The sequence below is a fragment of the Microbacterium foliorum genome, from assembly GCF_006385575.1.
Taxonomy (GTDB): Bacteria; Actinomycetota; Actinomycetes; order Actinomycetales; family Microbacteriaceae; genus Microbacterium; species Microbacterium foliorum_B.
Map to the genome: position 1 here is coordinate 2,071,753 of NZ_CP041040.1, position 19,372 is coordinate 2,091,124.

The 19,372-nt window shown below is 66.9% G+C and carries 20 protein-coding genes and 1 tRNA gene; 10 read left to right on the forward strand and 11 right to left on the reverse strand.

Features of this window, described 5'->3' with window-relative positions; genetic code table 11:
* Nucleotides 1-13: 13 nt before the first annotated feature.
* The 3 genes from zwf to pgl are packed head-to-tail and all read left to right on the forward strand — an operon-like array spanning nt 14 to nt 3,281.
* Nucleotides 14-1,564 (forward strand): glucose-6-phosphate dehydrogenase, encoded by a 1,551-nt coding sequence (gene zwf, locus FIV50_RS09970; RefSeq protein ID WP_140037299.1) that lies wholly within the window; start codon nt 14-16, stop codon nt 1,562-1,564.
* A complete protein-coding gene (locus FIV50_RS09975; protein WP_140037300.1) occupies nt 1,561-2,496 on the forward strand; it encodes a glucose-6-phosphate dehydrogenase assembly protein OpcA in 936 nt (311 codons plus the stop codon). Before zwf ends, FIV50_RS09975 begins: the two co-directional genes overlap by 4 nt.
* The gene (pgl, locus tag FIV50_RS09980; protein ID WP_181164195.1) at nt 2,496-3,281 is read left to right on the forward strand and encodes a 6-phosphogluconolactonase; all 786 of its coding nucleotides are present in this window, start codon (nt 2,496-2,498) and stop codon (nt 3,279-3,281) included. The genes FIV50_RS09975 and pgl overlap by 1 nt, the downstream gene beginning before the upstream one ends.
* Nucleotides 3,282-3,291: 10 nt before the next feature.
* On the opposite strand, the gene FIV50_RS09985 is transcribed toward pgl, so the two are convergent.
* Nucleotides 3,292-4,275: a DMT family transporter gene (locus FIV50_RS09985; RefSeq protein WP_140038721.1), complete on the reverse strand. Its 984-nt coding sequence runs from the start codon at nt 4,273-4,275 to the stop codon at nt 3,292-3,294.
* Nucleotides 4,276-4,336: 61 nt separating this feature from the next.
* On the opposite strand from FIV50_RS09985, the gene def reads away from it, so the two are divergent.
* Both def and FIV50_RS09995 read left to right on the forward strand, forming a co-directional pair.
* Nucleotides 4,337-4,903 (forward strand): peptide deformylase, encoded by a 567-nt coding sequence (def, locus tag FIV50_RS09990; RefSeq protein ID WP_140037302.1) that lies wholly within the window; start codon nt 4,337-4,339, stop codon nt 4,901-4,903.
* A gap of 126 nt (nt 4,904-5,029) precedes the next feature.
* Nucleotides 5,030-5,536: a septum formation family protein gene (locus FIV50_RS09995; RefSeq protein ID WP_258184208.1), complete on the forward strand. Its 507-nt coding sequence runs from the start codon at nt 5,030-5,032 to the stop codon at nt 5,534-5,536.
* A 146-nt stretch (nt 5,537-5,682) separates the two neighbouring features.
* On the opposite strand, the gene FIV50_RS10000 is transcribed toward FIV50_RS09995, so the two are convergent.
* The 5 genes from FIV50_RS10000 to dusB all read right to left on the reverse strand — a co-directional run bounded on the left by FIV50_RS10000 (nt 5,683) and on the right by dusB (nt 11,068).
* Nucleotides 5,683-5,758: transfer RNA gene (locus tag FIV50_RS10000), tRNA-Asn, on the reverse strand.
* Nucleotides 5,759-5,854: 96 nt separating this feature from the next.
* Nucleotides 5,855-6,628, reverse strand: a complete 774-nt coding sequence (locus FIV50_RS10005) for an ATP-binding cassette domain-containing protein (RefSeq protein WP_140037304.1) — start codon at nt 6,626-6,628, stop codon at nt 5,855-5,857.
* 36 nt (nt 6,629-6,664) lie between these two features.
* A complete protein-coding gene (gene dnaG, locus FIV50_RS10010) occupies nt 6,665-8,530 on the reverse strand; it encodes a DNA primase (RefSeq protein ID WP_140037305.1) in 1,866 nt (621 codons plus the stop codon).
* Nucleotides 8,530-9,924 carry a deoxyguanosinetriphosphate triphosphohydrolase gene (locus FIV50_RS10015; RefSeq protein WP_140037306.1) on the reverse strand — a complete coding sequence of 465 codons (1,395 nt, stop codon included), beginning with the start codon at nt 9,922-9,924 and terminating at the stop codon, nt 8,530-8,532. Before FIV50_RS10015 ends, dnaG begins: the two co-directional genes overlap by 1 nt.
* A complete protein-coding gene (dusB, locus tag FIV50_RS10020; RefSeq protein WP_140037307.1) occupies nt 9,914-11,068 on the reverse strand; it encodes a tRNA dihydrouridine synthase DusB in 1,155 nt (384 codons plus the stop codon). Before dusB ends, FIV50_RS10015 begins: the two co-directional genes overlap by 11 nt.
* A gap of 59 nt (nt 11,069-11,127) precedes the next feature.
* On the opposite strand from dusB, the gene FIV50_RS10025 reads away from it, so the two are divergent.
* Together FIV50_RS10025 and FIV50_RS10030 are read left to right on the forward strand one after the other, a co-directional pair.
* Nucleotides 11,128-11,622: a glutathione peroxidase gene (locus FIV50_RS10025; protein WP_140037308.1), complete on the forward strand. Its 495-nt coding sequence runs from the start codon at nt 11,128-11,130 to the stop codon at nt 11,620-11,622.
* A 39-nt stretch (nt 11,623-11,661) separates the two neighbouring features.
* Entirely contained in the window at nt 11,662-12,435 is a 774-nt protein-coding gene (locus tag FIV50_RS10030) for a phosphotransferase (RefSeq protein ID WP_140037309.1), read from the forward strand.
* Here FIV50_RS10030 and FIV50_RS10035 read toward each other — a convergent pair.
* Nucleotides 12,432-13,124, reverse strand: a complete 693-nt coding sequence (locus FIV50_RS10035) for a DsbA family oxidoreductase (RefSeq protein ID WP_140037310.1) — start codon at nt 13,122-13,124, stop codon at nt 12,432-12,434. The two genes, FIV50_RS10030 and FIV50_RS10035, sit on opposite strands and share 4 nt — an antisense overlap.
* A gap of 53 nt (nt 13,125-13,177) precedes the next feature.
* Here FIV50_RS10035 and FIV50_RS10040 point away from each other — a divergent pair, with 53 nt between their 5' ends.
* Nucleotides 13,178-13,792 (forward strand): AAA family ATPase, encoded by a 615-nt coding sequence (locus tag FIV50_RS10040; protein ID WP_140037311.1) that lies wholly within the window; start codon nt 13,178-13,180, stop codon nt 13,790-13,792.
* Here FIV50_RS10040 and FIV50_RS10045 read toward each other — a convergent pair.
* Together FIV50_RS10045 and recO are read right to left on the reverse strand one after the other, a co-directional pair.
* Nucleotides 13,732-14,535 (reverse strand): isoprenyl transferase, encoded by an 804-nt coding sequence (locus tag FIV50_RS10045; RefSeq protein WP_140037312.1) that lies wholly within the window; start codon nt 14,533-14,535, stop codon nt 13,732-13,734. The two genes, FIV50_RS10040 and FIV50_RS10045, sit on opposite strands and share 61 nt — an antisense overlap.
* Nucleotides 14,532-15,278, reverse strand: coding sequence for a DNA repair protein RecO (gene recO / locus FIV50_RS10050; RefSeq protein WP_140037313.1), 747 nt, complete (start codon nt 15,276-15,278; stop codon nt 14,532-14,534). The genes FIV50_RS10045 and recO overlap by 4 nt, the downstream gene beginning before the upstream one ends.
* Nucleotides 15,279-15,312: 34 nt before the next feature.
* Here recO and FIV50_RS10055 point away from each other — a divergent pair, with 34 nt between their 5' ends.
* The gene (locus FIV50_RS10055) at nt 15,313-16,008 is read left to right on the forward strand and encodes a trimeric intracellular cation channel family protein (protein ID WP_140037314.1); all 696 of its coding nucleotides are present in this window, start codon (nt 15,313-15,315) and stop codon (nt 16,006-16,008) included.
* Nucleotides 16,009-16,093: 85 nt separating this feature from the next.
* Here FIV50_RS10055 and leuA read toward each other — a convergent pair whose 3' ends face one another.
* The gene (gene leuA, locus FIV50_RS10060; protein WP_140037315.1) at nt 16,094-17,848 is read right to left on the reverse strand and encodes a 2-isopropylmalate synthase; all 1,755 of its coding nucleotides are present in this window, start codon (nt 17,846-17,848) and stop codon (nt 16,094-16,096) included.
* A gap of 265 nt (nt 17,849-18,113) precedes the next feature.
* Between leuA and FIV50_RS10065 the strand changes: the two genes are divergently transcribed.
* Nucleotides 18,114-18,410, forward strand: a complete 297-nt coding sequence (locus tag FIV50_RS10065; RefSeq protein ID WP_140037316.1) for a hypothetical protein — start codon at nt 18,114-18,116, stop codon at nt 18,408-18,410.
* Here FIV50_RS10065 and FIV50_RS10070 read toward each other — a convergent pair.
* Nucleotides 18,407-19,357 (reverse strand): quinone oxidoreductase family protein, encoded by a 951-nt coding sequence (locus tag FIV50_RS10070; protein ID WP_140037317.1) that lies wholly within the window; start codon nt 19,355-19,357, stop codon nt 18,407-18,409. The two genes, FIV50_RS10065 and FIV50_RS10070, sit on opposite strands and share 4 nt — an antisense overlap.
* Nucleotides 19,358-19,372 lie beyond the last annotated feature (15 nt).

The window sequence follows — 19,372 nt, forward strand, 5'->3', positions numbered from 1 at the left end:
GAATCCCCCACTGATGTCTGTTCCCATCTCGCGCGGGCACAACCCGCTGCGTGACCCCGATGATCGCCGCCTCAACCGGATCGCGGGGCCCAGTGCACTCGTGATCTTCGGTGTGACCGGAGACCTGTCACGCAAGAAGCTCATGCCCGCTGTCTACGACCTCGCCAACCGCGGGCTCCTGCCACCCGGATTCGCTCTCGTCGGCTTCGCCCGACGCGACTGGGAGGACCAGGACTTCGCGCAGGTCGTCTACGACGCGGTCAAGCAGCATGCGCGCACGCCGTTCCGCGAGGAGACCTGGGCGCAGCTTCTCCAGGGCATCCGCTTCGTCTCGGGTGAGTTCGACAACCCCGAGTCGTTCCGCAAGCTCCGTGAGACCGTCGACCAGCTCGACGTCGAACGCGGCACGATGGGCAACCACGCGTTCTACCTGTCGATCCCGCCGAAGGACTTCCCTCTCGTCGCGAAGCAGCTCAAGGACTCGGGTCTCGTTGGAGCGAACGACGATGACGACGAGCGCTGGCGCCGTGTCGTGATCGAGAAGCCGTTCGGCCACGACCTCGAGTCCGCGCGCGAGCTCAACGCCGCCCTCGAAGTGGCGTTCTCGGCCGACTCCATCTTCCGCATCGACCACTACCTCGGCAAGGAGACGGTCCAGAACATCCTGGCACTGCGCTTCGCGAACGAGCTGTACGAGCCGATCTGGAACCGCAACTACGTCGACCACGTGCAGATCACCATGGCCGAGGACATCGGCGTCGGAGGCCGTGCCGGCTACTACGACGGTGTCGGCGCCGCGCGCGACGTCATCCAGAATCACCTGCTGCAGTTGCTCGCGCTCACCGCCATGGAAGAGCCGATCAGCCTGTCTGCCGAGCATCTGCGTGCCGAGAAGGAGAAGGTGCTGGCCGCGGTGCACGTGCCCGACGACCTCTCCCTCGCGACCGCGCGCGGGCAGTACGCGGGCGGCTGGCAGGGCGGCGAGCAGGTCACCGGCTTCCTCGACGAGGAAGGCATGAATCCTGAGTCGGCCACCGAGACCTACGCCGCGATCAAGCTCGAGATCGACACCCGCCGCTGGGCCGGTGTGCCGTTCTACCTGCGCACCGGAAAGCGCCTCGGCCGTCGCGTGACCGAGGTCGCCGTCGTCTTCAAGAAGGCGCCGGAGCACCTGTTCGGCCGTTCGAACACGTCGGAGCTCGGCCAGAACGCGCTCGTGATCCGCGTGCAGCCGGATGAGGGTGTCACGATCCGCTTCGGCTCCAAGGTGCCGGGCAACGGAACCAACGTGCGCGACGTCACCATGGACTTCGGCTACGGCCACGCGTTCACCGAGGCGAGCCCCGAGGCATACGAGCGACTGATCCTCGACGTCCTGCTGGGCGATCCGCCGCTGTTCCCGCGTCACGAAGAGGTCGAGCTCTCCTGGAAGATCCTCGACCCCGTGGAGAAGTACTGGGCAGCCGAGGGCGGCCCGGTCGACCAGTACGCACCCGGTTCATGGGGTCCGGCATCCGCCGACGACCTCCTTGCCCGTGACGGACGAGTCTGGAGACGCCCATGATCATCGACCTTCCCGACACGACCGTCAGCCAGGTCGCCAAGCATCTCGTCAAGGTGCGCGAAGAAGGCGGTGCTGTCGCGCTCGGCCGTGTGCTCACGCTGATCATCTCGGCCCGCAACGGTGTCGCCGAAGCCGCGATCGACGCGGCCAACGACGCGTCACGCGAGCACCCCATGCGCGTCATCGTGCTCACCACGGGCGAGGGCGACGCCAGACTCGACGCGCAGATCCGCGTCGGTGGCGACGCCGGAGCCTCTGAGGTGGTCGTACTCCGCGCCTACGGAGACGCCGCGAGCAACGAAGAGAGCCTCGTCACCGGACTGCTTCTGCCCGACGCCCCGGTCGTCGCCTGGTGGCCCGAAGAGGCACCGACGTCTCCGGCCGCGTCGCCGCTCGGCAAGATCGCGCAGCGACGCATCACCGATGCGGCGACGGCACCCGACGTGCGCGATCGCCTCGCGCAGCTCGGGGCGACGCATGCTCCGGGAGACACCGATCTCGCGTGGACGCGACTCACCCATTGGCGGGAGCAGCTGGCGGCAGTGCTCGACCAGCCCCCGTTCGAAGAGGTCACCGCCGTCGAGGTTCGCGGTGGGTCCGCCTCGCCGTCGACGGCCCTGCTGGCCGCGTGGTTGCAGATGGCCCTCGATATCCCGGTCAAATGGTCGTACGAAGACCCGGAGCACTGGCAGGAGGGCATCAAGTCGGTGCGGCTTCACCGCTCGTCCGGTGACATCCTGCTCGAGCGCCCGACGCCCGGCGTGGCAGTGCTGACGCAGCCTGATCAGCCCGATCACGACCTCCACCTCCCCCGCCGCACCCTGCGCGAGTGCCTCGCCGAGGAGCTGCGTCGCCTCGACCCCGACGTCCTGTACGGTCGAGTCATCACCGAGGGCTGGGAGAAGCTGGGTCCGCCCGAGACAGGAGAATGATGTCGACGCAGACAGCATCCGCTGAGAAGCGGGTCGTGGTCGAGTCCACGCCCGCGGCACTCGCCGCGAGCGTGGCCGATCGGTTCCTGACGCGCCTGCGTGCCCGCACGCGAAACGGCCGCATCGCTCATATCGCCCTCACGGGCGGTTCGATGGGCGGCGCGGTGCTGCGGGCGACGCGCGACGACCCTCGGTCGGCTCAGATCGACTGGTCGCTGGTGCACTTCTGGTGGGGCGATGAACGGTTCGTCGCACGTAACGACGCCGATCGCAACGCTGTGCAGTCGCGCGAGGCTCTTCTCGACCACATCCCGGTTCCTGCCGAGAACGTGCACGAGGTCGCTGCAGCGGGCGAGAGCCTGACCCTCGACGAGGCTGCCGCGGCCTACGCGGCAGAGCTCGCTCGCTACGGCACCGACGACCACCCGTGGCCGTCGTTCGCCGTCTGCTTCTTGGGCGTAGGGCCTGACGGCCACATCGCCTCGCTCTTCCCCGATCGCCCCGAGGTCACGGTGACGGATGCCGCCGCGCTGCCGGTGCGAGACTCCCCCAAGCCGCCGCCCGAGCGAGTCACGCTGACGCGCCCGGTGCTCAACGCTTCGAAGCGTGTCTGGCTCGTTCTCACGGGAGCAGACAAGGCGTCGGCGCTCGGCCTCGCCCTTGCCGGTGCGAGCTACACGAACGTTCCCGCGGCCGGGGCTAAGGGGCGCAAGCGCACGGTGTTCTTCGTCGACGAGGCTGCGGCCTCAGAGGTGTCGCCTGATCTGATCGATCCGGCGTACTGAGTCAGCCCGCTCAGGCCCCGGCGTCTTTCGGCTTCTCGTCACTGCCCCGGGGGATTCCCAGGTCCTGGCTGTCGCTCAGAACCTGTGGGTGATAACGCGCGAGATTGACGACGCCCCAGATCGCGATGGCACCGGCGACTCCGAAGATCACGAGGACCCACGGCGGTGCCGCTGCCGCCTCGCCGAGGACGACCATACCGATGATCACGGCGACCAGAGGGTCGACGACGGTGAGGCCGGCGATGACCAGATCCGGCGGGCCAGAGCTGTACGCCGTCTGCACGAAGTAGGCGCCGACAGCCGCCGCGGCGATCAGGGCGATCACGCACACGATGGTGATCCAGTCGAAGTTGCCCGCCTGGACGCGCTTGATGACGACCTTCGCGAGCGTCGCGACGAAGCCGTAGAGGATTCCTGCGCCGACGATGTAGAAGAGCGCGCGCATGCGGTGACGAAGGACGAGCCAGCATGCGCCGAGGATGATGATCACGACGAGCAGGATCGCCAGGATCGTGAAGAGCTCGGTGTCGGTGACCTCTTTCTCTGTGGCGAAGATCGCCGCGAAGAAGACGAAGAGGAAGATTCCGCCGACGCAGCAGACGATCGCAGTGATCGACTGCTTGGTCGGTGAGTGCCCCGAGATGCGGGCGTTGAGCAGCGTCGTCAGGACGAGAGCGATCGCGCCGAGCGGCTGAACGACGATCAACGGCGCGACGGTCAGGGCCGCGAGTTGGCACACGATGGCCAAGCCGAGCATCAGTGTCCCGACGAGCCACGACGGACGCGTCAGCAGCCCACGAACCTGGGCGATCGAGAGGCCGGACGCGCCGTCGGCACCGCTGAGCCGTTCCATCTTCTCCACGCCGCGATGCTGGTACTGCGCACCGAGCGACATGAAGACCGCACCCGCAAGTGCAAGGGGGATGCCGAGGAGCAGTCCCGGGTTCTGGAACGCGCCTACCAGCTGGTCGGTGACGTCTTCCGCCCCAGCCATCCATACGGAGATGCTCACCCTACGACCCTACCCGGCGATACACGCCGAGTAGGGTTATGGCGTGGCTGTTCTTCCTATTCGCATCATGGGCGATCCCGTCCTGCACTCCCCCGCATCCGTCGTCGAAGAGATCACCGACGACATCCGCACGCTCATCGCCGACATGTTCGAGACGATGGACACCGCCCCCGGTGTCGGCCTGGCCGCCCCTCAGGTCGGCGTGCCTCTGCGCATTTACACGTACGCCTACGTGGACGACGACGACCAGCCGTGGCGCGGGGTCATCATCAATCCCGAGCTCTGGATGGTGCCGCTGGAACCGGGCGAGCCGGACGACGAGCTCGAGTCCGAAGGATGCCTTTCGTTCCCCGGCGAGCGATTCCCGCTGCGTCGCTCCGAGCGGGTGCGCGTCACGGGCACCGATCTCGACGGCTCCCCCGTCGAGATCGCGGTCGACGGGTGGCGTGCGCGCATCATGCAGCACGAATTCGACCACCTCGACGGCATCCTGTACATCGATCGCCTCTCGGACGGCGATTGGAAGACCGTGCAGAAGATCGCCAAGAAGCGCGGATGGGGCAAGCCCGGCGCCAGCTGGGTACCCGGCATCGACGACTTGGAAGGCTGACCTGCCTTTCAGCCCAATCAAAGCCTTCTCCGAGTTGCATCACAGACTCCGCGCCGGATAGCGTGCTTGAGGCGGGATATCGATATACCCGTTCACCGAGGCTCTGGAGGGGACGAAATGATGAAAATGCGCACGCGACGCGCACTGGCGCTGGCAGGTTCTGCTGTGGCGCTGTCGGTCGCACTGACCGGCTGTAGCGCGCTGAACGGCATTCTGGGCGGAGGCGCCGGAGACGCAGACCGCGACGAGGAGACCGGACAGGTCACCGAGAGCGCGAACATCGACATCTTTGCGCTGAAGGTCGGCGACTGCATGATGGAGGCTCCCAGCGGTCTCCTCGAGGACATCGACGTCGTTCCGTGCGCTGAGCCGCACGACCAGGAAGTCTTCTACGAGATCACCATGGACGATGGCGATTTCTCGGAGGAGGCTATCGACGCCGCTTCGCAGGAGTGCATCGGCGACGCGTACGCGAGCTTCGTCGGCGTTGCCTACGAAACCTCGACTCTCGAGGTCTACCCGATCACCCCGACCCAGCAGACCTGGGATGAGCTGAACGACCGCGTGGTGCAATGCGTCATCTCTGACCCCGCGGGTCAGATCGAGGGCTCGCTCGAGGGCGCTGCACGCTGATCTGACTCTGATTCGCAGAAAGAGGCCCCGTCACTCGACGGGGCCTCTTTCTGCTGTGAGCACGGATGCGACTGTGCCTCTCGAAGAGGACGCCTCAAGGAATGAGGACCCAAAGGGAAAAGCCCCTCCGAAGAGGGGCTTTTCATTGGCTCCCCGGCTTGGACTCGAACCAAGAACCTGCCGGTTAACAGCCGGCTGCTCTGCCAATTGAGCTACCGAGGAATGTGCTCCGCTGCGCGGGCAACTCGTCAATCCTAGCAAACTCCAGAGCGTGGTCGTGACACGGGCCGCAGGTCGGGCGTGTCGTCGGCGACCCCGTCAGTGCCCGGAATCCGCCTCGGCATTCGGGGCCCACAGCAGGTCCTTGCCGACACCGCGTGCGACCACATGACCGCCGCGCAGCATCAGCGTCTCAGCGTTTAGCTCGCGAATGAAATCGGCGTCGTTCGTGACCAGCAGCGCCCCCATCCCCTGCTCCTTGCGGCGTCGGGTGATCGCGTCGAACACCACGGGGCGTACCTCGAGATCGAGGTTGGCGAGGATCTCGTCAGCGATGAGCACCCGGGGCTCGAGCACGAACGACCTGGCGATCGCGACCCGCTGGCGCATGCCTGCACTCAGCTCATAAGGGAACTTCGATGCCGAACCGAGAGGCAGGTGCAGCTCATCGAGGAGCGTCGCGACTCGGATGGACAGAGCTTTGGTGTTCACCCGCTTCTCGCGAATCAGGATCGGCTCGGAGATGACCTCGCTGACCGTGAGCTGCGGAGGAAGGTCGGCGCCCGCACCCTGCGGCACGAAACCGGTGCGGTAGGTGAGCAGACGATGCTTGCGACCCGGCCGGCGGATGTCGACTCCACAGACCTGTGCACTGCCGCCCACGACCCGGACGGACGGATCGGTCGAACCCGCCAGCGCGGCGACCAGAGTGGACTTGCCAGAGCCGGTCGGGCCGGCGACGCAGATGAGCTCACCGGGCGCGAGCGAGAAGCTGACTCCGTCGATGGCGCGGGTCGCGCCGCTGTGCCCGATGCGGTCGATCACCAGATCTGAGCTGTCGATCGCATTGGTCGATTCGGGCCGAGAGAACATTCTTCCATCCTGCCCTGCTGCGCCTGACAGCCGCCGTTACGACTCGGCGAACCGCTGACGCTCGACGTCGATGTCGCGAAGGCGCATCCGCAGCGCACGCCCGCCGTCGGAGTCCGCCGGAACCCGCTGCACCGCTCCGAGGAGCTCCTGCTTCTCATGCTCCAGAATGCGCATGATGAGTCGCTTGGCGAGGTCGGTCGTCGAAGCGACGGCGCCTTCTTCGTTGCGCGCCGGGAACGGGGTCATCAGCAGTTCGCCCGCGAGCGACCGGTAGGGCTCGCGAACGGAGTTGACGGTGTCCGTCACCCAACCGGCTCGAGTCCGATCGGATGCCGAAGCGACCGCCTCACGCACCGCATCCAGCCCCGGTGTGCGGAACGGCGCACTGAGCGCCCGCGTGAGCAGTTCCTGATCGATCTGATGTCCGTATTGCAGAGCGCCCATCAGGGCATCTCGTTCCACGGCCGCATCCGCAGTGCGCGGCAGGCTCGCGAGGGTGACCGGCGCCACGCCCGGCGTGCCGGAAGCGGAGTCGCCAGCGCTCTCGTGCCTCGTCGACTCGTGTCTCGACGTCTGCGATCCCCCACGCGCTGCACGCTCGACCTCGTTGCGCACCTCGGTGGGGTCCATGCCCAGTCGCCGGGCCAGCACGCGCTCATAGCCGGGTCGCAGCAGACGATCGCGGATCTCGGCAACGATCGGCGCTGCCGCACGAAGGGCGCCCACACGACCTTCGACCGTCGAGAGGTCGAATCCGCTGAGCTTCCTGTCGATCGCGAACTCGAACATCGGCTGCTTCGTCTCCATCAGCGAGCGCACGGCCGCATCGCCGCGTTGCAGCCTGAGGTCGCACGGGTCGAGCCCGTCGGGCGCCACCGCAACGAAGGTCTGAGCGTTGAAGCGGTCATCCTCCGTGAAGGCCCGGAGAGCCGCCTTCTGCCCGGCCTCATCGCCGTCGAAGGTGAAGACGACCTCTCCCGAGGCGTTGTCGTCGCCCATGACGCGACGCAGCACCTTGATGTGATCGGTTCCGAACGCGGTGCCGCACGTCGCGATCGCGGTCGTGAGCCCCGCGAGGTGGCAGGCCATGACATCGGTGTACCCCTCGACCACCACGACCCGACGAGGGTCTCCACGCGAGATGTCGCGCTTGGCGAGATCGAGACCGTAGAGGACCTGGGCCTTCTTGTAGATCGGAGTCTCGGGGGTGTTCAGGTACTTCGGGCCCTGGTCATCGTCGAACAGCTTGCGCGCGCCGAACCCGATGGTCTGACCCGACACGTCGCGGATCGGCCAGACGAGACGGCCGCGGAAGCGGTCGTAGACGCCGCGCTGCCCCGTCGACACCAGGCCGGCGGCACTCAGCTCGTCGCGGGTGAACCCCTGCGCGGTGAGAGCCTTCAGCATCTTGTCCCACCCGCGCGGCGCGAAGCCGACGCCGAAATGCGCGGCAGCACCCGCGTCGAATCCCCGCTCGCCGAGAAAACGGCGTCCAGCCTCGGCATCGGCGGTGAGCAACTGCGCCCGGAAGTACTCCGCGGCGGCGGTGTTGGCCGCGTACAGGCGGCTGCGACCACTCGTCTCCGGAGCCGACCCGCCGTCCTCATAGTGCAAGGAGTATCCGATGCGGCCGGCGAGACGCTCGACGGCCTCGGTGAAGCTGACGTGGTCCATCTCGCGCAGGAACGAGTAGACGTCGCCCGACTCGCCGCAGCCGAAACAGTGGTAGTAGCCGACCTGCGGCCGCACGTGGAAGCTCGGGCTCTTCTCGTCATGGAAGGGGCACAGGCCCTTGAGAGAGCCGACACCTGCGGACTTCAGGGCGAGGCGCTCGCCGACGATGTCGGCGATGTTCGTGCGGGCCTTGACCTCGTCGACGTCGGCCTGGCGGATGCGGGGCATCAGCCGGCCCCTTCGACGACCGCCTGCCGCGGCGTGTGCTCCCGCGCACCCGGCCGCGCGTGACGTGGTGTCCAGATGCCGACCTCTGCGGGGTCGATCTCGCCGACCAACCTGTTGTGCCAGTCGATCGCGCTCTGATCCGTGAGGCTCGCGATCTGGTCGACGATCACCCGTGCGCGTTCGGCATCCGTCGTCGCGGCGACGAAGTCGGCGGAGAAGGCGGGCTCGAGCACATCGGCGCCTGCCGACCAGAGGGTGTCGGTCGACCACAGCGCATCGGCGAGTCGCTTGAGCACGCGGCGCTGCTCCTTGTAGACGCCCTTGCGGGCCTCGATCGTCACGATCGCCTGCCCCATGATGCCCTTGAGAACGGCGATCTCGGCCTCGATGACGCGCGGCACGACGACGTGCGCGTTGTAGCGCACGAGGGCCGGGCCGGCATACGCCTCGCGCGTGGCCGATACGGCTGCGCGCGCGAAGCGACCGATGAAGTCACTCGTGAGGTTCTTGAGCCGAGCGAGATCCCGACGAGACCGGTCGAACGACTGCAGCCACATCGGCTGAGACGACAGACGGTAGAGAGCATCGGCGAGCTCATCGCGCGTGAAGTCGTATCCCACCCACTGCTGGATGCGGTCGATCAGCGCCTCGTGCGCCTGCGGGTCGGCGAGCTGGGAGACGTCGACGTAGCCGTTGAGGATCGCATCCTCGAAGTCGTGCACGGAATAGCCGATGTCGTCGGAGAGATCCATGATCTCCGCCTCGATACAGCGCCGCCGCCCCGGGACACCGTCGCGCATCCAGCGGAACACGGCTTCGTCTTCGGGATACACGCCGAACTTGAGGCGTCCGCCCGGATCGGGCACCGGGCTGTCGACGGTCCACGGGTACTTGCACGTCGCGTCGAGGCTGGCCCTGGTGAGGTTGAGGCCGACCGACTGACCGTTGTCATCGATGGCCTTGGCCTCGAGCCGCGTCAGGATGCGCAGGGACTGCGCGTTGCCTTCGAAGCCGCCGATCGGCTCTGCCCACTCGTTGAGCGCACGCTCGCCGTTGTGACCGAACGGAGGGTGCCCGAGGTCATGGCTGAGACAGGCGGTGTCGACGACATCGGCCGAGACACCGAGCGCGGTCGCGAGTTCGCGTCCCACCTGAGCGACCTCGAGCGAGTGAGTCAGGCGGTTGCGGGCGAAGTCCGCCGTGCTCGCCGGGCTGAGCACCTGCGTCTTGGCCGCCAGGCGTCGAAGAGCCGCGGAGTGCAGCACGCGCGCGCGATCGCGGGCGAAGTCGTCGCGTTCGGATCGATGGGTCTCGGCGAAGAATCGCTCGGCGTCGCGCGGGTCGTATCCGTCCGAGCGACCGCGCGCCGGGTATGCCTGAGGATCAGCCGCCACTGTTCTCGATCTCCGCCCCTCGCATCATCTCGGATGCCGATGCCGCGAGCTCGCGCGACTCCAGCCATTTGTCCGGCAGCGCCGGTCGCTTCGGACGTCCGGATCGACCGCGCTGACCTTCGGCATCCGCACCGGGATAGGGAGCCGTGTGATCGAGCTGACCGAGCAGTTCGTCGATCTCAGCGAGGCTCGATGCGGTCGCGAGTCCGGTGCGGATGTCGCCGCCGACCGGGTAGCCCTTGAAGTACCAGGCGACGTGCTTGCGCACATCGCGGCATCCGCGATCCTCGTCTTCGAAGAACTCGACCAGCAGTTCGGCATGACGACGGAAGGCGTCCGCCACGAAACCGAGAGTCGCATTGACCGGGTGGGATTCGGCGCCGAACGCCGCGGCGAGCTCGCCGAAGAGCCACGGGCGACCGAGGCACCCGCGTCCGACGACCACGCCGTCGCAGTCGGTCTGCTGCATCATGCGCACGGCGTCGTCGGCCGACCAGATGTCGCCGTTGCCGAGCACCGGGACGCTCGTGACCGCCTGCTTGAGCTCGCCGATGGCGTTCCAGTCGGCGAAGCCGGAGTAGAACTCGCTCGCCGTGCGCGCGTGCAGCGCGATCGCCGAGACACCTGCGTCTTCGGCGGCGCGACCCGCATCCAGGTAGGTCAGGTGGTCGGGATCGATGCCCTTGCGCATCTTGATGGTCAGCGGCACGTCGCCCGCTGCCTTGACCGCCTGAGTGACGATCTGCGAGAACAGCGTGCTCTTCCACGGCAGGGCTGCTCCCCCGCCCTTGCGGGTGACCTTGGGCACCGGGCAGCCGAAGTTCAGATCGATGTGGTCGGCGTGGTCTTCGGCGACGATGATGCGGACGGCCTCAGAAATCGTGTGCGGGTCGACGCCGTAGAGCTGGATCGACCGCGGAGTCTCGGACTCGTGGTGGCGGATAAGTCGCATCGTCGTCTCGTTGCGCTCGACCAGCGCCCGCGACGTGATCATCTCGCTCACATACAGCCCTGCGCCGTACTCGCGGCAGAGGCGACGGAAAGCGGTGTTGGTGATGCCCGCCATGGGTGCGAGCACGACCGGTACGTCGAGTGCGATCGGACCGATGTTGAGGGTGCGAGCGGAGGCGGTGGCGAGAGTCATGGCCCTCCCATTCTCCCAGACACGGAGCCGGTATCGGCGCATCGACCTAAGCTGTGAATATGACCGATCCCGCAGTGCGCTCCATCCCCTTCACAGACGCCGACGGCAACGAGAAGACGATCGACGATCTCGGTGCCGACGTCGTACTCGTGGTCAACGTCGCGTCGAAGTGCGGCCTCACCCCGCAGTACGAGCAGCTCGAAGAACTGCAGCGTCTGTACGGCGATCGCGGGTTCAGCGTCGTCGGATTCCCCTGCAACCAGTTCTTCGGTCAGGAGCCGGGTTCGGTCGATCAGATCATGGAGTTCTGCTCCACCACCTACGGCGTGACCTTCCCCATCAACGACAAGGTGAAGGTCAACGGCAAGAACGCCACCGAGCTCTACAAGACGTTGAAAGAGACGCCGGATGCCGGTGGCAAGGCCGGCCGCGTCGAGTGGAACTTCGAGAAGTTCCTCGTGCTGCCGGATGGCGAGGTCGTGCGCTTCCGCCCGAAGCAGAAGCCGAACGACCCCGAGATCGTCGCAGCGATCGAGGGCGCGCTGACTCGCTAGAACGCCGCGTCGTCTCCGTCGGCTGGATAGTGTCGGGGCATGGACGACGAGCAGACGCTGTCCGGCGGGAATGCGAGCGGCACCGTCATCCGAATCGGCGATACCGTCCGCAAGCAGTGGGCCGCCTCGACGCCGAGCGTTCATGCCTTCATGTCGCATGTGCGCGCACGCGGTGTCGATGTTCCGACACCGCGCGGTCAGGACGAGCGACGACGACAGCGCATCGAGTTCGTACCGGGGCCTGTCGCGGTCGACGTCGAGCCTCTGACCGCAGACGGATTGCGACGCGTCGGCGCGATCGTGCGGGCGATACACGACGCGAGCGAGACGTTCTCTCCTTCGGCTGATGCGCTCTGGGATACTGCCATCCCTGCGCCGGGTGCGGAGATCATCTGTCACAACGACCTCGCGCCGTGGAACCTCGTCATCGGAGACCGATGGGTCTTCATCGACTGGGATGCCGCGGCACCGAGCACCCGTCTCTGGGATCTCGCCTATGCGGCTCAGACGTTCACGCTCTCGGCCGTCGAGGTCGCCCCGGAGGTCGCCGCCGAGGGCCTTCGAGCCTTCGTCGACGGTTACGGCGCCTCGGGCGAGCTCAGGACCCGGCTGCCCGCGATGATGCACCGACGCGCCGCGGCGATGCTCGAGCTGCTCACCACCGCGCATGCACACGGCCGCGAGCCGTGGTCATCCATGTTCGCGGATGGCCACGGCTCGCACTGGTCTGCAGTCGTCGGCTACGTCGGCACGAATCAGCAGACCTGGTACGACGCGTTGACCGCGCTCGCTCCGGCGGAGCCTGACCGCTAGACCGCGGCGGTCTCGCTCTCGGCCTCTGTCTCGCCGCGCTTGGACCAGAGATCGCGCAGTACGTTCTCGAAAGCTGCGGGCGGCTGGGCGCCGCTGATGCCGTACTGCCCGTCGATCACGAAGAACGGAACGCCCTGGATGCCGTAGGCCTGGGCCTGCGCCTGATCCTGACGGACATCGGCCAGGTGGCGTGCCGAGACGAGAGCCTCACGCGTGTCGTCGGGGTTCAGCCCCACCTCGACCGCGAGCTCGACCAGGTCGTCGATGCGACCGACGTGCTTGCCCTCGGTGAAGTACGCGGACATGAGCCGCTCTTCCATCTCGTGCTGCACGCCCTGCTCCTTCGCGAAGTGCAGCAGCTCATGCGCCTTCACCGTGTTCGTGTGCTGCAGCAGGTCGAAGCGGTACTCGAGCCCGGCGTTCTCGGCGACACCGGTGACGTGCGAGAGCATCTGCTCGACCTGCTCACGAGGCATCCCCTTGTGACCGGCGAGGAAGTCGATCTCATCGCCGTCGAAGTCGACGGGAGTGTCGGGCGAGAGCTCGAACGAGTGGAAGGTGATGTTCACCTGCGGGGCGTCGTCGTCGCCGGCGACGGCTTCGAGTCCCTTCTCGAGGTTGCGCTTGCCGATGTAGCACCAGGGGCAGGCGATGTCGGACCAGATGTCAATCGAGATGGCTTCACTCACACTGACATCCAACCGTATGCACCTATGGGCTATTCCGTCGGTAGGATTCTCGGATGCTCTCCGCCGCCGATCCGCTGCCGTTCAACCCCGAGAGGGTGCTGATCGCGGGTGTCACCGGATCGGGCAAGACGACGCTCGCGCGGCGCGTGGCTGAGCTCTGGGATCTGCGCCACGTCGAGATCGACGGCCTGTTCCACGGCGAGAACTGGACTCCACGCCCGTCCTTCCTCGATGACGTCCGCGCCTTCGCTGCCGAGGACCGCTGGGTCACCGAGTGGCAGTACACGAACAAGGGCACCGACGAGATCATGACGCCACGCGCCCAGCTGGCGATCTGGCTCGACTATCCGTGGTCCGTCGTGCGCACGCGTCTGCTGCGGCGCACTCTCAGCCGCAGCATCCTCCGCACGGAGATGTACAACGGCAATGTCGAGCAGCCCGTCTGGCAACTGCTGGCCACGCGCGATCCGGAACGCAACATCCTCTCCTGGCAGTCGAAGACGCGGACGTTCTGGCCGACTCGGATGCCTGAGAAGCAGGGGCGGTTCCCCCACCTCACGATCGTGCGCCTGCGGCACCCCCGCGAGACGGAGAGTTGGCTGCGTGCTCAGGCGGAGGCGTCGGGCGTATCGATCGCCCCACCGAAGCGACGGTCACGCGACAGGTAGACCTCGATGGCGCGCCACAGCTCCTCGCGCGAGAAGTCGGGCCAGAGCGTGTCGAGGAACACCATCTCGGCATACGCCGCCTGCCAGAGCAGGAAGTTGGACGTGCGCTGCTCGCCCGAGCTGCGCAGGAACAGGTCGACGTCCGGCATGTCCGGCACGTAGAGGTTGCGGCGGATCATCTTCTCGCTGATCGCGTTCGGCTTGACCTTGCCGGCTGCCACGTCGGCGGCGATCGACCGCATCGCATCCACCAGCTCGACTCGCCCGCCGTAGTTCACGCACATGGTGAGCGTGAGCACGTCGTTGTCCTTCGTGAGCTGCTCGGCATATTGCAGCTCCGTGATGACGCTGCCCCAGAGACGCGGCTTACGGCCGGCCCAGCGGACGCGCACGCCCCACTCGTTGAGCTGGTCGCGTCGGCGATGCAGGACATCGCGGTTGTATCCCATGAGGAAGCGAACCTCGTCTGGAGAGCGCGCCCAGTTCTCGGTCGAGAACGCATAGACGGAGAGGTGCTTGACCCCCGCCTGGATCGCACCGGCGACGACGTCGAGAAGCACCTCCTCCCCTGCCTTGTGCCCTTCGACGCGGCTGAGACCCCGACGGTTGGCCCAGCGGCCGTTGCCGTCCATGACGATCGCGACGTGCTCAGGAACCGATCGGAAGCTCGGCGGATAGACGCCCGTCCAGTCGAGCGGGCGATACGCCACGGCATCCTTGTGCGTGTAGGGCTTGGGACTCACCGTGCTCCTTCTCGGGGGATGTCGGCCACCAGGTGTTCGAGCGATCGGATGCCGCGCTCCAGGTGCCATTGGGCGTAGGCGGCGACGAGGCCGGATGCCGCGGCGTTGTCGGCGTGCGGAGCAGCGTCGATCGCCTCCCACTCACCGGACATGAGCGACCGCAGCAGCGACAGGGTCTTCTCTGCGACCTTCGGGCTGCCCGCCGGCGCACAGTTCGGGCACACGGCCCCGCCGAGCTGTCCGACGAAGTGCGCGTGGGGCCCAGGAGTGGCGCATCGCGCGCAGTCGCCGAGCGACGGAGCCCACCCGGACAGCGCCATGACGCGCAGCAGATAGGAGTCGAGGATGCTGCGGGGCGAATGCTCGCCCCGAGACAGCGCACGCAGTCCACCCACCAGCAACAGGTACTGGTCGGGCGTCGCCTCGGAATCGCTGAGCCGGTCAGCCGTCTCGACCATCGCATTGGCCGAGGTGAATCGGTCGTAGTGCGCCGCGATGTCGGATCCGTACGACCCGAGCGACTCTGCCTGCTGCACGATGTCGAGAGAGCGCCCCTGATACAGCTGGACATCGGCGACCATGAACGGCTCGAGCCGCGAGCCGAACTTCGACGACGTGCGTCGCACGCCCTTGGCGACCGCGCGGATCTTGCCGTGCCGCCGAGAGAGCATCGTGACGATGCGATCGGCCTCACCCAGCTTGTGGGTGCGCAGGATCACCGCTTCATCTCGGTAAGTGGGCACCGTTCGATTATCCTCCGTGCGGGAGAATAGAGGCGTGACCGAACCGCTCTTCATCATTCCGCTCTGGGCGGACCTGCTCGGCGTCGGTCTCGGAGGTGTCCAGGGCGCGATGTTCGCCTCGGGATTCCAGGGCCAGCGACGCCTCGACTGGCTCGGTGTCGCGATCATCGGCATCATGATCGGCATGGGCGGCGGCCTCATCCGCGACATCCTGCTCGGGCAGACCCCGGCCACGCTGCAGAACCAGTGGTATCTGGTCACCGCGGGCGGCGCAGCTCTCTTGGGAATGCTGCTGGCGGGACTCTTCAGCCGCCTGAACACGGCGATCGTCGTGCTCGACGCCGTGGTGATCGGTATGTTCGGCGCCTTCGGCACCAGTAAGGCGCTCGCCTTCGGCATCCCCGAAGTTCCCGCCGTCTTCATCGGCGTATGCGCGGCCGTCGGCGGCAGCGTGCTCCGTGACATGCTCATGGGACTGCCGACCGCGATCATGCACGTCGGCTCGCTCTATGCGGTCGCCGCCGGCGCCGGCTGCACGTTCATCGTGATCGCCGTGGCGCTGGGCATGCCCATCACGATCGCCGCCGTGGTCGGCATCGCCGTCACCACCGTGATCCGCATCCTCGCCGTCACCTTCGATGTCTCGCTCCCCGAGCAGCGCCGCATCTACCGCCGCAAGGTGGCTGCCGAGACCGGTGTGATCCCGATCATCAAGCCCAGCGCGGAGTGAGCGCAGCTGCTCGGCCCGTCGTGCCGTGGCAGATGAACGCCCCGTCCGATGCTGAGATCGGCCGGGGCGTTCGTGCACACCGAGGTCAGACCGCTGCGAGCTCGTGCTGGCGGGTGCGGATCGAGCGGTTCACGCCCGAGACGATCGCCTTGAGCGAAGCGGTCGAGATGTCGCCGTCGATGCCGACGCCCCACAGCCGCTGGTCGCCGACCTGCAGCTCGACGTAGGCCGCGGCCTGCGCGTCGCCACCGGCGCTGAGAGCGTGCTCGACGTAGTCGTAGACCGTGATGTCGAAGCCCTGACCGCGCAGCACTTCGACGAACGCCGCCACCGGACCGTTGCCGTTGCCGGAGACCGCCACCTGCTGGTCGTCGTCGCGCAGGACGACGTCGAGCACGACGTCGCCCGACATGTCGCTGCGGGTCTGTGTGGCCAGCAGCTCGAAGCGGCCCCACTTGGCTGCCTCATCGGCCGCCGGCAGGTATTCGTCGTTGAAGATCGACCAGATCTGCTCGCTGGTGACCTCGCCGCCCTCGGCATCGGTCTTGGTCTGGACGACACCCGAGAACTCGATCTGCAGCTTGCGAGGCAGGTCGATCGCGTGGTCGGCCTTGAGCAGGTAAGCGACACCGCCCTTGCCCGACTGCGAGTTGACGCGGATCACGGCTTCGTACGAACGGCCGAGGTCCTTCGGGTCGACCGGCAGGTACGGCACGGCCCACTCGATGTCGTCGACCGTGACGCCCTCGGCCTCGGCACGGACGGCCATCGCCTCGAAGCCCTTCTTGATCGCGTCCTGGTGCGATCCGCTGAACGCCGTGAAGACCAGGTCGCCGGCCCACGGGCTGCGCTCGGGCACCGGCAGCTGGTTGCAGTACTCGACCGTGCGCTTGACCTGGTCGATGTCGCTGAAGTCGATCTGCGGGTCGATGCCCTGCGTGAAGAGATTGATGCCCAGCGCCACGATGTCGACGTTGCCGGTGCGCTCGCCGTTGCCGAACAGACAACCTTCGATGCGGTCGGCGCCGGCCATGTACCCGAGCTCGGCGGCCGCGATCGCAGTGCCGCGGTCGTTGTGCGGGTGCAGCGACAGGATGACGTTCTCGCGGTGAGCGAGGTTGCGGCTCATCCACTCGATCGAGTCTGCGTAGACGTTCGGCGAGGCCATCTCGACGGTCGCGGGCAGGTTGATGATGACCTTGCGATCGGGAGTCGGCTCGAAGATCTCGATCACCTGGTTGCAGACGTCTACGGCGAATTCGAGTTCGGTGCCCGTGTAGCTCTCGGGCGAGTACTCGTAGTAGACCTTGGTGTCGGGAATCGTCTTCTCGTACTGACGGCACAGGCGCGCGCCCTCGAGGGCGATGTCGATGATGCCCTGCTTGTCGGTGCGGAACACGACCTCACGCTGCAGCACGCTCGTCGAGTTGTAGAGATGAACGATGGCCTGCTTCGCCCCGGCGATCGACTCGTAGGTGCGGGCGATCAGGTGCTCACGCGCCTGGGTCAGCACCTGGATCGTGACGTCATCCGGAATCAGGTTCTCTTCGATGAGCTGACGGACGAAGTCGAAATCGGTCTGGCTGGCCGAGGGGAACCCGACCTCGATCTCCTTGTAGCCCATGCTGACGAGCAGCTCGAACATGACGCGCTTGCGCTCGGGAGACATCGGGTCGATGAGCGCCTGGTTCCCGTCGCGGAGATCGACTGCGCACCAACGGGGAGCCTCGGTGATGCGGGCGTCAGGCCACGTGCGGTCGGGCAGGTGGACGGAGATCTGCTCGTGGTACGGCCGGTACTTGTGGATCGGCATCGCGGACGGGCGCTGAGTGTTCTGCATGATGGGGCTTCTTCTCTTCGTCAGAAATGTGAACGGGCCAACACAAGCGCCGCGACGAGGAAGGCCCTAGCTTTAGGACTCGTCGCGGCAGCTAAGAAGAAGCAGACCGCCGAAAGGCATGCGGCCATGGTAGCAGGGATGCGGAAGCCGTCTGACTCGCCGCTGAGACGATCGACCGGCCCGAGACACTGTCAGGCATGAGCACATCGCGCAGTCGCATGCTTCTCGCCGCAGCAGCCCTCCTGGGCGTGCTCGGTCTCGCCGCGTGTTCCACAAGCGGTACACCGTCACCGACCCGCCCATCATGCTCGCGCTCTACGATCCCGTCCGGCCGGAGGACCCAGCAGGCGGTGTCGACGGCACGAGCTCCGAGGCAGATCTCACCCGCGTGCAGGACGAGCTCTCGGCCTCGTTGGGCCTCGATGCCCTCTCGCTCTGGATCGAGCGTGGCTATGTCTGGGTGAATGTCGTCTGGGATGACGGCACGCTGCAGGATGCGGTCGATCAGGCGTACGGCCACGGAGTCGTCATCGTGACGTCAGCGCTGCGCGAGATCGACTAGGACGACGGGATGAGCGCGAGCTTGCCGCCGGGGTGGCCGCCGGCGAGCAGCGAGAGCGCGGCAGGCGCGTCTTCCAGCGGGAAGGTGCGGGCGACCGGAACGACGAGGTCTCCATTCTGTGCGAGCGCGATGAGCTCACCACGAACACCGTCGCGGAAGCGGGCGCTCGCGGGCATCGAACCGGCTATCGCGAGGATGCCGTCGGAGTCTGCCCTCGCGGAGGCGGCGATCGTGACGATCCGCGAGCGGTCCCCGACGAGCCCCAGAGAGACATCGATGGCCTCCTGCGTGCCGACGGCGTCGAGGGCAGCCGACACGCCTGCCGCTCCGGCAGCCTCTCTGACCCGCTCAGTCAGACCGGGACCGTAAGCCACGGGGACTCCCCCGAATCGACGGACGACATCGAAACGCTCAGCACTCGCCGTGCCGATCACCCGGATTCCTCTCAGGGCGGCCTGCTGCAGCAGGCTCACGCCGACCGCGCCTGATGCGCCGTGCAGCAGGATCGTCTCGCCAGGTGCAGCGCCGGTGACCCAGAGCATCTCAGCCGCCGTGGTGCCGGCCAACAGCAGGTTCGCCGCCTCCGGGTGCGAGAGGGTCGTCGGCTTCGCGAAGACCTTCTCGGCGGGGACGGTCAGCTCGGTCGCGTATCCCCCGCGGACGCGGAAGGCGATGACCTCGTCACCCACCGCCGCCTCACCGGATCCGACACGGGTGTCCGCCCCGATCGCGCTGATCCTGCCCGAGACCTCGTAGCCGATCGGCACCGGGAGCTGCGCCCCTGAGCGGGCCGAAGCGACATGCTTCGCGTCTGCCGGGTTCACACCGGCCGCGTGCACCCGGATGGTGACCTCACCGCGGCCCGGTGGCGACACCTCGTGCTCGACGAACTCCCACGTGTCAGGGGCACCCCAGGATGATGCGATCCAGTGCTGTGCGAGTGTCATGCCGTGACTCTATCC

Bases quoted from the DNA above. Each gene is read 5' to 3' on its own strand.
- zwf (WP_140037299.1), top strand. From the start codon at position 14: ATGTCTGTTCCCATCTCGCGCGGGCACAACCCGCTGCGTGACCCCGAT.
- FIV50_RS09975 (WP_140037300.1), top strand. From the start codon at position 1,561: ATGATCATCGACCTTCCCGACACGACCGTCAGCCAGGTCGCCAAGCAT.
- pgl (WP_181164195.1), top strand. From the start codon at position 2,496: ATGTCGACGCAGACAGCATCCGCTGAGAAGCGGGTCGTGGTCGAGTCC.
- FIV50_RS09985 (WP_140038721.1), bottom strand. From the start codon at position 4,275: ATGGCTGGGGCGGAAGACGTCACCGACCAGCTGGTAGGCGCGTTCCAG.
- FIV50_RS09995 (WP_258184208.1), top strand. From the start codon at position 5,030: ATGCGCACGCGACGCGCACTGGCGCTGGCAGGTTCTGCTGTGGCGCTG.
- FIV50_RS10005 (WP_140037304.1), bottom strand. From the start codon at position 6,628: ATGTTCTCTCGGCCCGAATCGACCAATGCGATCGACAGCTCAGATCTG.
- dnaG (WP_140037305.1), bottom strand. From the start codon at position 8,530: ATGCCCCGCATCCGCCAGGCCGACGTCGACGAGGTCAAGGCCCGCACG.
- dusB (WP_140037307.1), bottom strand. From the start codon at position 11,068: ATGACTCTCGCCACCGCCTCCGCTCGCACCCTCAACATCGGTCCGATC.
- FIV50_RS10025 (WP_140037308.1), top strand. From the start codon at position 11,128: ATGACCGATCCCGCAGTGCGCTCCATCCCCTTCACAGACGCCGACGGC.
- FIV50_RS10030 (WP_140037309.1), top strand. From the start codon at position 11,662: ATGGACGACGAGCAGACGCTGTCCGGCGGGAATGCGAGCGGCACCGTC.
- FIV50_RS10040 (WP_140037311.1), top strand. From the start codon at position 13,178: ATGCTCTCCGCCGCCGATCCGCTGCCGTTCAACCCCGAGAGGGTGCTG.
- leuA (WP_140037315.1), bottom strand. From the start codon at position 17,848: ATGCAGAACACTCAGCGCCCGTCCGCGATGCCGATCCACAAGTACCGG.
- FIV50_RS10070 (WP_140037317.1), bottom strand. From the start codon at position 19,357: ATGACACTCGCACAGCACTGGATCGCATCATCCTGGGGTGCCCCTGAC.